The sequence below is a fragment of the Bacteroides caecigallinarum genome (genome assembly GCF_021531075.1).
Taxonomy (GTDB): domain Bacteria; phylum Bacteroidota; class Bacteroidia; order Bacteroidales; family Bacteroidaceae; genus Phocaeicola; species Phocaeicola caecigallinarum_B.
The window spans coordinates 81,272-95,030 of the sequence record NZ_JADYTJ010000001.1 but is presented as its reverse complement, the minus strand read 5'-3'; the positions used below and the strand labels follow the sequence as shown (position 1 = coordinate 95,030).

At 37.5% G+C, this 13,759-nt stretch carries 9 protein-coding genes; all 9 read left to right on the top strand.

Going from position 1 to position 13,759, the window contains the following annotated elements:
• Positions 1-22 precede the first annotated feature (22 nt).
• The 9 genes from cysQ to I6E11_RS00350 all read left to right on the top strand — a co-directional run bounded on the left by cysQ (position 23) and on the right by I6E11_RS00350 (position 13,438).
• On the top strand, positions 23-829 hold the full coding sequence (gene cysQ / locus I6E11_RS00390; protein ID WP_235335882.1) for a 3'(2'),5'-bisphosphate nucleotidase CysQ: 807 nt from the start codon (positions 23-25) through the stop codon (positions 827-829).
• A gap of 4 nt (positions 830-833) precedes the next feature.
• Entirely contained in the window at positions 834-2,375 is a 1,542-nt protein-coding gene (locus I6E11_RS00385; protein WP_235335881.1) for an SLC13 family permease, read from the top strand.
• 25 nt (positions 2,376-2,400) lie between these two features.
• Positions 2,401-3,012, top strand: a complete 612-nt coding sequence (cysC, locus tag I6E11_RS00380) for an adenylyl-sulfate kinase (RefSeq protein ID WP_235335880.1) — start codon at positions 2,401-2,403, stop codon at positions 3,010-3,012.
• Between the two features lie 11 nt (positions 3,013-3,023).
• Positions 3,024-3,935, top strand: coding sequence for a sulfate adenylyltransferase subunit CysD (cysD, locus tag I6E11_RS00375; RefSeq protein WP_235335879.1), 912 nt, complete (start codon positions 3,024-3,026; stop codon positions 3,933-3,935).
• A 77-nt stretch (positions 3,936-4,012) separates the two neighbouring features.
• Positions 4,013-5,518 (top strand): sulfate adenylyltransferase subunit CysN, encoded by a 1,506-nt coding sequence (cysN, locus tag I6E11_RS00370; protein WP_394800080.1) that lies wholly within the window; start codon positions 4,013-4,015, stop codon positions 5,516-5,518.
• 16 nt (positions 5,519-5,534) lie between these two features.
• Positions 5,535-6,641, top strand: coding sequence for a cholesterol-responsive sulfotransferase (locus I6E11_RS00365; protein ID WP_235335878.1), 1,107 nt, complete (start codon positions 5,535-5,537; stop codon positions 6,639-6,641).
• 254 nt (positions 6,642-6,895) lie between these two features.
• The gene (locus I6E11_RS00360) at positions 6,896-8,290 is read left to right on the top strand and encodes a PTS galactitol transporter subunit IIC (protein WP_235335877.1); all 1,395 of its coding nucleotides are present in this window, start codon (positions 6,896-6,898) and stop codon (positions 8,288-8,290) included.
• Positions 8,291-8,326: 36 nt separating this feature from the next.
• The gene (kduI, locus tag I6E11_RS00355) at positions 8,327-9,247 is read left to right on the top strand and encodes a 5-dehydro-4-deoxy-D-glucuronate isomerase (protein WP_235335876.1); all 921 of its coding nucleotides are present in this window, start codon (positions 8,327-8,329) and stop codon (positions 9,245-9,247) included.
• A 123-nt stretch (positions 9,248-9,370) separates the two neighbouring features.
• Positions 9,371-13,438 (top strand): hybrid sensor histidine kinase/response regulator transcription factor, encoded by a 4,068-nt coding sequence (locus tag I6E11_RS00350; RefSeq protein WP_235335875.1) that lies wholly within the window; start codon positions 9,371-9,373, stop codon positions 13,436-13,438.
• Positions 13,439-13,759: the final 321 nt, after the last annotated feature.

The following is a 13,759-nucleotide window of genomic DNA, read 5'->3' as shown; positions in this document are numbered from 1 at the left end:
ATTTTACAGCGATTTATAGATTATGGATAAAAATATATTGATGGTCGCAATCCGTGCTGCGATAGAAGCAGGTGCGAAAATAATGAGCGTCTACACAGACCCGAATGCGGATTTTGAAATAGAGAAGAAAGCAGACAACTCACCTCTGACAATAGCAGACAGAAAAGCGCATGAGGTTATCAGTAAAATTCTGTCATCAACCAATATACCTGTTCTGAGCGAAGAAGGAAAGAAACTTCCATTCGAGAGCAGAAAGGAATGGAATGAATTATGGATAGTAGACCCGCTGGACGGTACAAAAGAATTCATAAAAAAGAATGGCGAGTTCACTGTAAACATCGCATATGTAAAAAACGGTAAGCCTGAAGCCGGAGTAATATATATTCCGGTAAAGGAGGAATTGTATTTGGGCGATTGTGAATGTGGGGCATTCAAAATTGAGAATATTAATTCTATATCCGAAGATGACACATTTCCCTCTCTTACATCAAAAGCAATACATCTTCCTATAAAAGAAAACAGAGAGAAATTCGTAGTCGTTGCTTCACGTTCGCATCTATCTCCCGAAACACAAGATTTTATTGAAAAAATAAAAGAATCACATCCTAATATCGAAACTGTGTCAAAGGGTAGTTCGCTAAAATTATGTCTCATTGCCGAAGGTAAAGCCGACATTTATCCACGTTTCGCTCCTACGATGGAATGGGATACAGCGGCTGGACACGCTATAATACGTGCTGCCGGCAAAGAAGTTTATCACACAGACGAAAAGACTCCGCTCACGTATAACAAAGAAGATTTACTGAATCCTTGGTTCATATCTAAGTAAAAAAATGTCACACGAAATAATCATAGTGCTTGTCTCACTTGTCGGAATGCTGGCTGCACTCATTGCAGACAAAATGAGACCGGGGATGATATTATTTTCAGTCCTCGTAGTTTTCCTATGTACAGGAATACTAAGTCCGAAAGAGATGCTTGAAGGATTTAGCAACAAAGGGATGATTACAGTAGCCATGCTGTTTCTGGTAAGCGAAGGTGTACGTCAAAGTGGTGCACTGACCAAACTTATTAAAAGATTACTTCCTGTAGAGAACATAAATGTCTTCAAGGCACAATTCAGGATGTTACCAAGCATCGCTTTCATTTCGGCCTTCCTTAACAATACACCTGTTGTGGTAATCTTTGCACCTATAATAAAAAGATGGGCAAATTATGTAAAACTACCAGCCACATATTTTCTGATTCCTCTTTCGTATGTAACAATTCTAGGAGGTATGTGTACACTTATAGGTACTTCTACAAACCTAGTGGTACACAGTATGATACAGGAGGCAGGAATGAAAGGTTTCAGCATGTTCGAGTTGGGTAAGGTAGGTATTTTCATTGCACTGGCAGGTATTATCTATCTGTTTGTTTTCTCGAAAAAACTCCTTCCGGCACAAAGACCGGATCAACTGATATCAGGCGAGGAGGATTCATCATTACATCCTATTGAAGCTGTGATTGGAGCACGTTTTCCGGGTATTAACCGCCGTATCTCTGATTTCGACTTTAAGCGCCACTATGGTGCAGAAATTAAGGAACTGAGAAGAAACGGTAATACATATACCAATCTGTCGAAAATGCACTTTCGCGAAAATGACACATTGGTGATAATGGCCGATGACAGTTTCATAAAAACATGGGGTGAATCATCTGTTTTCATCATGCTGGCAAATGGCAAGGATGTTGAACCGGTAGGAAAAAAGAAACGTTGGCTGGCTCTTACATTACTAATTATAATGATTATTGGAGCTACAGTGGGCGAACTTCCTGCTGTACAGAAGTTATTGCCCGAAGGAATAAAGCTTGATATGTTCTTCTTCGTATCAATAACTACGGTTATTATGGCATGGACCAAGATTTTCCCTCCACGTAAGTATACTAAATATATATCATGGGACGTACTTATAACAATAGCGTGTGCATTTGGTATAAGTAAGGCTATGGTAAATTCCGGTGTATCCGACCTAATAGCCAGCCAAATAATAAGCCTCAGCCACAGCTATGGTCCATATGTTCTTCTGGCTGCAATGTTTATCATTACAAACGTTTTTACCGAACTGATTACAAACAATGCTGCTGCAGCTCTCTCCTTCCCTCTTGCACTGTCACTCTCGCAACAACTGGGAGTAAGCCCGATGCCATTCTTTGTTATAGTATGTGTAGCAGCATCAGCCAGTTTCTCCACTCCTATAGGATATCAGACAAACCTGATAGTTCAAGGTATAGGAAACTATAAATTTACCGACTTTGTACGTATCGGTTTACCACTGAACATAATAACATTCATTATTTCTGTGTTGCTGATACCGCAGATATGGCCATTTTAAGAAACAAATAAAATAAGACATATAAATGGAAAATAAAAATAACATCTACCCTATATTCGACAGAATGCTGACCAGAGCAGACAAAGAAGCGTTGCTTAAGCAGCATAGTGTGATGATATGGTTTACCGGATTAAGCGGTTCCGGCAAAAGTACAATTGCCATAGCACTGGAAAGAGAATTGCAAAAAAGAGGTTTATTGTGCAGAATATTAGACGGCGACAATATCCGAAGCGGAATCAATAATAATTTAGGATTTTCAGAAGAAGACAGAGTGGAAAATATCCGCCGTATAGCCGAAATAGGAAAGCTGTTCGTCGATACCGGCATCATAACCATTGCGGCATTTATAAGTCCTAACAATGACATACGCGAAATGGCTGCCAACATCATAGGTAAGGAAAACTTCCTTGAAATATTTGTAAGCACTCCTATCGAAGAATGTGAAAGAAGGGATGTAAAAGGTCTCTATGCCAAAGCCAGACGTGGAGAAATAAAGAACTTTACGGGTATATCTGCTCCATTTGAAGCTCCAGCAAACCCGGCTCTGTCAATAGATACATCCAAATTAAGCGTAGAAGAATCTGTAAATAAACTTCTGGAACTTATACTACCTAAAATATCATTCAAAAAAGACTAAAAACTAAATATATGAGCGAAGAATATAAACTTAGCCACTTGAAAGAACTGGAAGCAGAGTCTATCCACATTATACGCGAAGTGGCTGCCGAATTCGAAAATCCAGTCATGCTATATAGTATAGGCAAGGATTCATCTGTAATGGTACGTCTGGCAGAAAAGGCTTTTGCCCCAGGAAAGGTGCCATTTCCACTTATGCATATAGACTCAAAATGGAAATTCAAGGAAATGATACAGTTCCGCGATGAATATGCGAAGAAATATGGCTGGAATCTTATTGTTGAAAGCAATATGGAAGCCTTCAAAGCAGGTGTAGGTCCTTTTACTCACGGAAGTAAAGTTCATACAGATTTGATGAAGACACAAGCTCTGCTTAACGCTTTGGACAAATATAAATTTGATGCTGCATTTGGTGGTGCGCGACGCGACGAGGAAAAATCACGCGCAAAAGAACGTATATTCTCTTTCAGAAACGAATTCCATCAGTGGGATCCTAAGAATCAGCGTCCTGAACTTTGGGATATCTACAATGCACGTATCAGAAAAGGTGAAAGTATCCGCGTATTTCCTCTGAGTAACTGGACTGAACTTGATATATGGCAGTATATACGTCTTGAAAATATCCCGATCGTTCCTCTTTACTTTGCAAAGGAAAGACCGGTCATTAACCTTGACGGACAGCTTATTATGCCTGACGACGACCGCTTGCCGGAACAATACAAGGACAAGATAGAAATGAAAAAGATACGTTTCCGTACACTTGGCTGCTGGCCGCTCACAGGAGCGATAGAAAGCGAAGCTGATACAATAGAAAAGATTGTAGAAGAAATGATGACTACCACCAAGAGCGAACGTACTACTCGTGTGATTGACTTCGACCAGGAAGCAAGCATGGAACAGAAAAAACGTGAAGGGTATTTTTAGATAATTAAAAATTAAAGAATTAATAATTAAAAACACCTCATTTATAATTATTAATTGTTCATTATTAATTAAGTAAAATGGAAACTATAGATAAAAACAAATCAGGAAATCCTATGGAAGGCGAAGCCCGCGGAAATATGTCCATAGAAGAATTCCTAAAGAAAGACGAACAGAAGGACTTGCTCCGTTTCCTTACTGCAGGTTCTGTGGACGACGGTAAATCGACTCTTATCGGACGTCTGTTGTTCGATAGTAAAAAACTGTATGAGGACCAACTTGATGCACTTGAACGCGACAGTAAGCGTGTAGGTAATGCAGGCGAGCACATCGACTATGCACTTCTGCTTGACGGTCTTAAGGCTGAACGCGAACAGGGTATCACAATTGATGTGGCATACAGATATTTCTCTACAAACAACCGCAAGTTTATCATAGCCGACACTCCGGGACACGAACAATATACGCGTAACATGATTACAGGTGGTTCTACAGCTAACCTTGCAATCATACTTGTAGATGCGCGTACAGGAGTAATCACCCAAACCAAACGCCACTCATATCTGGTTTCACTGCTTGGAATCAAACACGTAATTTTGGCTGTAAACAAGATGGACCTGGTTGATTTTTCTAAAGAAGTGTTCGACAAGATTGTAAACGACTACAAATCATTTGTCGCACCTCTTAATATTCCGGACATACAGTGTATCCCTCTATCAGCCCTTGAAGGCGACAATGTGGTGGAAAAGTCAGACCGTACTCCGTGGTACGAAGGAACATCATTGCTGGAATATCTTGAAACAGTACACATAGGCAATGACCATAATCTGAAGGATTTCCGTTATCCTGTACAGTATGTTCTACGTCCAAACCTCGATTTCCGCGGATTCTGTGGTAAGGTATCTTCAGGTGTCATACGCAAAGGTGATGAAGTCATGGCTCTTCCTTCCGGAAAGAAATCTCACGTAAAGAGTATCGTTACATATGAAGGTGAAATAGACTATGCTTTCCCACCTATGTCTGTAACCATAACTCTTGAAGACGAAATTGACGTTTCAAGAGGTGAAATGCTTGTGCATCCAGACAATGTACCTATGGTGGGACGTAATTTCGAGGCTATGCTGGTATGGATGGACGAAGAAAAGATGGACATGGAAAAATCATTCTTCCTGAAACATACCACAAACACAAGCCGAACACGTATAGACAGCATAGAATATAAGGTTGATATCAACACAATGGAACACCTGAGTGTTGAAAATGGCCGACTGACCAAAGAAGATGTTCCTATGCAATTGAACCAAATAGCAAAAGTTGTTCTCACATCATCAAAGGAACTGTTCTTTGACTCTTATTCTGACAACAAAGCTACCGGCGCATTCATTCTTATAGACCCTATAACAAACAATACAAGTGCCGTAGGTATGATTATCAATCAGGTAGCAGACAAGGATATGCACAACCAGATGGTATTGCCTGTTCTGGATTTGCCTAAGCTGGGGATCACTCCTGAACACTATGAGGCCATAGAAAAAGCTGTCAAGGAATTGTCACGTCAGGGTATTGATATTGAAATAAGAAAATAACTAATAAAGACAAATAATGGGATTACTAGAATTCAGTAAGTTGCCGGTTAATCCTCTTGTTGGAGCAGACTGGAAAACTTTCAACCAAATAACCGAAGGAAAAGTCATAGACGACAAATACAAAAACAAATACAGACTAACAAAATCTGTATGCCGTCTGTTGTCCTCTCTAAAACCATTACAAGACAAGCGATATGAAAAATTGCTTGCCGACAAGCCTATGGAGCATGACCCTGTATTCATATTGGGACACTGGCGCAGTGGAACCACATTCATGCATAATGTATTCTCATGCGACAGTCATTTTGGATATAATACAACTTATCAGACAGTGTTCCCGCATCTGATGATGTGGGGGCAGCCGTTCTTCAAGAAGAATATGAGTTGGATTATGCCGGACAAACGTCCTACAGACAATATGGAGCTGGCCGTTGATCTGCCTCAGGAAGAAGAATTTGCATTGGCAAATATGATGCCATATACATATTATAACTTTTGGTTTTTGCCAAAACACATGATGGAATATGCCGACAAATATCTTCTTTTTAATGACATAACAGATGAAGAGCTGAAAGTATTTGAGGAAGTTTTCACTAAACTCATCAAGATTTCATTGTGGAACACAAAAGGAACACAATTTCTGAGTAAGAATCCTCCTCACACAGGACGTGTAAAGGAACTGGTAAAAATGTTTCCTAATGCCAAATTCATATATCTGATGCGTAATCCATACACAGTGTTCGAATCTACGCGAAGTTTCTTCACAAATACTATCCAGCCGCTTATGCTGCAAAATATCAGCAACGAAGAACTTCAGGCTAACATATTGGAGGTATACTCAAAACTATACCACAAGTATGAAGAAGACAAGAAATTCATTCCTGAAGGTAATCTTGTAGAAGTGAAATTTGAAGATTATGAACAGAATGCATTTGATATGACAGAAGATATTTACAAAAAACTGTCATTACCAGGATTCGATGAAGCTAGAAATGCAATAGAAGCTTATGTAAACAAGAAAAAGGGATATAAAAAGAATAAATACCAATATAAACCTGAAACAATAGAGTTGGTTGAAAAACATTGGTCGTTTGCTTTGGAGCAATGGGACTATAAGCTTTAACACATATAAAGACAATAAGTCCAGATAACAGAAATATCGTTTGTAAAGTGTTTTCAATACAAACGATATTTTTTTATTTATTACACATAATAGATACATCATCCGTGTGCGATAACGAAAAATATGTTATATATTACGTGAATAGTCCAAAATAGTCGAAAATAGATTGGATATTACAATAAAAGACATTATTTTTGGCAAATAAAATAAACAACTAAATCTTAATTAGAGTAAAAACTGTAGAAAAACAAAGCATGGAACAAGTTTTCAGTTACATCATCGGGCTAGGGGCAGCGGTGATGATGCCTATCATTTTTACAATCTTAGGCTTGTGTATCGGTATTAAATTTGGTAAAGCTCTTAAGAGTGGTCTTTTAGTGGGAGTCGGATTCGTAGGTTTGTCTGTAGTAACAGCTTTGCTGACAAGCAGCCTTGGTGATCCGCTGAAAAAAGTAACAGAAATTTATGGTTTAAGTCTCGGTATATTCGATATGGGATGGCCTGCTGCAGCTTCAGTGGCATACAACACTTCTGTTGGAGCATTTATCATTCCTGTATGTTTGGCTGTAAACATTGTAATGCTTCTTACAAAAACAACAAAGACTGTAAACATTGACCTCTGGAATTATTGGCATTTTGCTTTTATCGGTGCCGTAGTATATTTTGCAACAGAAAATATATGGTGGGGATTCTTTGCTGCAATCATCTGTTATATAATAACATTGGTAATGGCTGACCTTACCTGCAAACAATTCCAGGGATACTATGACAAAATGGATGGTATATCTATCCCACAGCCATTCTGTCAAGGTTTTGTTCCTTTTGCACTTGTTATCAACAAAGCATTGGATAAAATACCAGGATTTGACAAACTTTACATTGATGCTGAAGGAATGAAAAGAAAATTCGGTATCATGGGAGAACCTCTTTTCCTTGGTATCGTAGTTGGTTGCGGTATCGGTATGCTTGCCTGTAAAAATGGGCAGGAAATAGTAGACAATATCCCTGCTATCCTAGGATTGGGAATTAAAATGGGAGCCGTAATGGAGCTTATCCCACGTATCACTTCATTATTCATCGAAGGTCTTCGTCCTATTTCAGACGCAACTCGCGAACTTATTGCACGTAAATTCAAGAACAGCGCGAACCTAAATATCGGTATGAGTCCAGCATTGGTTATCGGTCATCCAACTACTTTGGTCGTGTCACTTCTTCTTATACCGGTTGCATTATTCCTTTCAGTAATACTTCCTGGCAACCAGTTCCTTCCATTGGCATCACTTGCCGGAATGTTCTACTTGTTCCCAGCAGTGCTTCCTATAACAAAAGGTAATGTATTGAAAACATTCCTTATAGGTTTAGTAGGTCTCATTGTTGGTTTGTATTTTGTAACAGACTTGGCTCCTTTCTTCACACAAGCAGCCCATGATGTTTTCATCAAGACTGGTGATGCAGCAGTGAAAATACCTGAAGGTTTCCAGGGAGGTGCACTTGACTTCGCTTCAAGTATATTCTCATGGGGTATATTCCACTTGATATATAATTTCAAGTATGTAGGTTCAGTTGCATTGGTAGCCGTTGCACTCATTATGGCTATATACAACAGAACACGTATTATCAAAGAGGCAAAAGCTCACAACAATAATTAATTTAAGAAAACCTAAACTCAATAAAACAATAAGAATATGAAAAAATTAGCACTAGCAATGATGATGGGTGTAGCTGCTCTGTCATCTAACGCACAGGTAAACTACCAGATGAAAACAGCTTGTCATCCTCAGGATTTCAAGACTTATGACACACAGAGAATCCGCGAGAACTTCCTTATGGAAAAGGTTTTCTCTGCAGACGAAATCAACCTTACATATGCAATGTACGACCGTTTCATCTTCGGTGGTGCTATGCCTGTAAACAAAGAAGTAGTTCTTGAAACTATCGACCCTCTGAAGGCTCCATATTTCCTATTCTCACGCGAACTTGGTGTTATCAACGTGGGTGGTGATGGTATTGTTACTGTTGACGGTAAAGAATATGAATTGAAATTCAGAGAAGCTTTGTACGTAGGACGCGGTAACGAAAAAGTTACTTTCAAGAGCAAGGATTCTTCAAAACCAGCAAAATTCTATATCAACTCATCTCCTGCACACAAGGAATACAAGACTCAGCTCGTTACTATCGACGGACGTAAAGGTTCTTTGAAAGCAAACTCTATGAAGGCTGGTAAGTTGGAAGAAAGCAATGACCGCGTTATCAACCAGCTTATCGTTAAGAATGTATTGGAAGAAGGACCATGCCAGTTACAAATGGGTCTTACTGAATTGAAACCGGGTAGCGTATGGAACACTATGCCAGCTCACACTCACAGCCGCCGTATGGAAGCTTATTTCTATTTCAATGTACCAGAAGGTAACATGATTTGCCACCTGATGGGTCAGCCACAGGAACAGCGTCTTGTATGGATGGCTAACGAACAGGCTATAGTTTCTCCAGAATGGTCAATCCACGCAGCAGCAGGTACAAGCAACTATATGTTCATTTGGGGTATGGCAGGTGAGAACCTTGACTACAACGATATGGACAAAATCAAATATACTGAAATGAGATAATAGATAAGTATATAAGTCATATTTTGAGTCTGCCTATTCATAAAAAAATAGGCAGACTCTTTTTTTTGTAATTATCATATTTTAATTACCTTTGTATTGCAGTTTAACATATAAACCAATACAATGAAACATATACTTATCGGGCTATTGTCCTTATTATTATCAATCACCAACTTACTGTCACAAACCAGCGTAATATATACGACAGGAGATCATATATCAAGCAGTCTTATAAATAGAATTTATCAAGACAAAAGCGGCTTTATATGGATTGCCACAGAATATGGTCTGAACAAATTCGACGGTAATAGGTTCGTACTGTACACTCACGACGAGAACGATTCCACCTCCATATGCAACAATTACTCAAGAGTGGTATTCGAAGACAGTAAAAACAACATTTGGGTTGGAACAGTAGCTGGTATGATGAAATACAATCGTAACGAAGACAACTTTACCCAAATTCCACTATACATAAACAACAGAATTACCACCCCACATATTTCACAAATAATAGAATGCAAGAATGGTGATATTTGGGTAGCGACCTCTAATCAAGGTCTATTTCTGATTAATACCCAAAACAATATAGGGAATAATATTATACAATCATATAAAAATAAAATATTAAAAATAAATACCATTATAGAGGAAAATAATGGTAAAATATACATTGGTACAGAAGGACACGGGGTTTTGATATATGACCAAAAGACCAAAAACATAGAAGAACTGGAGTTCTCTGAAATTGCCCAAAGCGATGTTACATCTATTATTGCAAACAATAACGGAAATATGTACTTTGGGACGTTTACAAATGGCCTGTTTCTTTATAACAAACAAAATAAATCACTAAAAAAATTAGAGAGTTGCAAAAACTTATCCATTAAAACGATGGAGTATATTGATGGGAAACTCTATATAGGCAGTGACGGTCAGGGAGTGAAAATTTTCAATGAAAATAATTATTCCATAGAAGAACTATACATAGCAGACTCGGCCATAGATCTTAGAGACACCAAAGTACATAGCATTCTATCTGATAAGGAAAATAACTTATGGTTCGGTATATTCCAAAAGGGAGTAGTACTTATACCGAAGAAAACAAATCCTTTCAGATTCTATGGAGAAAAGCAAATAAGCAACAGTCCTATAGACGACGGTTGCGTAATGTCTATACTTAAAGATAGAAAAAATAATATATTGATTGGTGTAGACAGTAAAGGATTATACATACTGAACTCTAACTATTCACTGAAAAAACACTATAAACCTAACAGTGATAAGAACAGTGTACCTAATACAATAATAAGTATTTTTGAAGATTCCAACAAAGATATATGGCTTGGCAGCTACAGCCAGGGAATTGGGAAATTTGATATAAACACAGGAAATTTCCAACCCATAAATAGATTAGAGAATGAAAGTGTCTTCAGTATAACCGAAGGACACGATAAGAAACTGTATATCAGTACATACGGTACTGGTATGTATGTCTACGACCTGAATAGCGGCAACCTTACGTCATATAACAGCAACAGTGATATTAATAAAAGCGATTGGCTTGAAGATAACTGGATTAACACATTGTATTGTGATAGTGAGGGCTACATATGGATAGGACATTTTAAAGGTTTAAGCTGTTTTAATCCACAAACCAACAACTTTACAAATGTCAATAACAAAATCTTTTCCAAAGACAAAATGTGTTATTCCATAACCGAGGATAATGATAGTACCATATGGATTGGAACATCTGAAGGACTGTATTCATACGACAAGAAGAACAAACAGTCCGAGAAATTCGGAATAGACAATGGCTTGTCTAACGAAGTTATCTGCGGATTATGCGAAGATAATAGCGGGAACATATGGATAAGCACATTCAACGGAATAAGTAAATTCAACAAAAAGAATAAAACATTCACCAACTATTATAACGAAGACGGACTGCAAGGTAATGAATTTACCAGAGGAGCTGTATACAAAGCCAATAACGGAGAAATACTTTTCGGAGGAACAAATGGAATTACCTGTTTCTTCCCATCAGAAATCACTGACTCTATAGCAAAGCCTAAACTGCTAATTTCAGAGTTCCAGATTTTCGGGAAAAGCATAAACACCAATTCACTTTCAGGAGGTAAAAAAATAATTGATGAGGACGTAACAAAAGCAAAGACATTCAGTCTTAACTACAAAGACAACACATTCAGAGTTCTGTTCACCACTTTGGACTACGGAAACTCTTCACACATTCTATATAAATATAGAATAGAGAAACTAGGAAAAGACTGGCTATCAACCAGATATGGCGAGAACTACATTACCTTCAACAATCTTCCATCCGGAAATTACAAACTTGAAGTATTTGCCATAAACAGGAACATAGCCTCGGACATATATACGTACAATATAAACATTTCATACCCTTGGTATCAAACATGGTGGGCATATCTGCTGTTCTCAATACCTGTAGTCATACTTATATGGTTGACAATAAACTACATACGCATTAAAATAAGAAGGAAGCAAGATTTTATGGAAATAAAACATGCCAGAGAAATCAACGAGGCAAAACTGCAATTTTTCATAAATATATCGCATGAAATACGCACTCCTATGACACTTATCATCAATCCGCTGGAAAAACTCATAGCCAACAATAAAAATGAAGAAGTGTCGAAGACATATATGATGATATACAGAAATGCCAAGAGAATACTCCGCCTTATCAATCAGTTGATGGATATCAGAAAAATTGAAAAAGGACAGATGCAGATGCATTTCAAAGAGACAGACCTTGTAGGATTCATCAACGACCTGATGATGACATTCGAGAACACAGCCCGTCAGAAAAATATTAATTTCAGTTTCGAACATGAAAATGATATGCTGATGGGATGGATAGATATAAATAATTTCGACAAAGTGCTAATGAACCTTTTGTCGAATGCTTTCAAATACACTCCTGACAATGGAAGTGTGCATATTTCACTTCGCTACGGAGAAGACCACACTATAAAAGGACCACTTAAGAACTATATAGAAATAAAGGTTACAGACAGTGGTATAGGTCTGGACGAAAATCAGAAAGAACATATCTTTGAAAGATTCTATCAAATAAGCGGTAATGGTATACATAATCAAGGCGGAACCGGAGTAGGACTACATCTGACACGTTCTTTAGTAGAAATGCATTATGGAGTAATATCTGCCGAAAATAATATAGATTGCCCAGGTTCCACATTTACTGTAAGGATTCCAAAAGGATGCGACCATATTGATCTTTCACAGATTGACGAAAGCGTAAGCTATGTAAACAACGATATTGAAATACAGAAGTTTTCGCTAAATGTAAATGAAGAAGCCCAAACCAACACTAAGAAAAGGGCAAAAACAAACTTCACAATTCTAATCGTGGACGATAAAAAGGAAATTCAGGAATTCCTAAAAGAAGAATTGTCCGACGAGTATAAGATAGTATTGGCCAGCAACGGAAGGGAAGCATACGACATGATATTTACAAATAATGTAGATTTGGTAATAAGTGATGTTATGATGGACGAAATGGATGGACTGACATTATGCAAAAAAATAAAGCAAAATGTAAATACCAACCATTTACCGGTTATACTGCTTACAGCAAAAGGAAAAGCCGAAGAGCAAGTTGAGGGCATAGAACATGGAGCCGATGCATACATAATAAAACCGTTCAATACTGAAGTTTTAAGAAGTACCATATCAAATCTTCTTAACAACAGACGAATGCTGAAAAATAAATATAGCGGTGCACAAGAGCAGAAAGAAAAAGTAAAAGAGTTGAGTGTAAAATCATCGGATGAAGCACTAATGGAAAAAATTATGGATATCATAAATAAATATATGTCCGAACCTACTCTGAACGTAGAAATGCTTGCCCATGAAGTAGGACTTAGCAGAGTACATCTTCACAGGAAACTCAAGGAACTTACCAATCTGTCTACACGCGACTTTATCAAAAACATTAGAATGCAGCAGGCAGCAAAATTGCTGAAAGAAAAGAAACTGAGCATTTCAGAAGTTGCCTATACTGTAGGATTCAATAATTTATCACATTTCTCGAGTACGTTCAAAGAAATATTCGGAATGTCACCGAAAGAATATACCTCCGAGAAGAGTGATGAAGAAAAGAATACAGAAGAAAAACAATGAAAATATACATTCATTGAAAAAGGGAACATACAAATTAAGTATCTTCAAATGGTGTCAGAGCACAAATCTATGGCTCTGACACCATTTTTCATTTATCGGTACTTTAATGCTTAATCAACAGGACAAAATCTCTATTTATAGATTGTTTATTTATAAATTCAATCTATATTTTTATAAATACAGATTATATATATAAATATATAAATTGTATTTGTAGATATTGAAAGTACACAACAAACTTTTTATATAGGCAAGACGACTTTATGTTCAATATTGGCAGAACAAATACATTTTTGTACCTTTGCAACTTGAATAACAGAT

Coding starts and splice junctions, on each gene's coding strand:
- cysN (WP_394800080.1), top strand. CDS start 4,013: ATGGAAACTATAGATAAAAACAAATCAGGAAATCCTATGGAAGGCGAA.
- cysC (WP_235335880.1), top strand. CDS start 2,401: ATGGAAAATAAAAATAACATCTACCCTATATTCGACAGAATGCTGACC.
- I6E11_RS00360 (WP_235335877.1), top strand. CDS start 6,896: ATGGAACAAGTTTTCAGTTACATCATCGGGCTAGGGGCAGCGGTGATG.
- kduI (WP_235335876.1), top strand. CDS start 8,327: ATGAAAAAATTAGCACTAGCAATGATGATGGGTGTAGCTGCTCTGTCA.
- cysD (WP_235335879.1), top strand. CDS start 3,024: ATGAGCGAAGAATATAAACTTAGCCACTTGAAAGAACTGGAAGCAGAG.
- I6E11_RS00385 (WP_235335881.1), top strand. CDS start 834: ATGTCACACGAAATAATCATAGTGCTTGTCTCACTTGTCGGAATGCTG.
- I6E11_RS00350 (WP_235335875.1), top strand. CDS start 9,371: ATGAAACATATACTTATCGGGCTATTGTCCTTATTATTATCAATCACC.
- cysQ (WP_235335882.1), top strand. CDS start 23: ATGGATAAAAATATATTGATGGTCGCAATCCGTGCTGCGATAGAAGCA.
- I6E11_RS00365 (WP_235335878.1), top strand. CDS start 5,535: ATGGGATTACTAGAATTCAGTAAGTTGCCGGTTAATCCTCTTGTTGGA.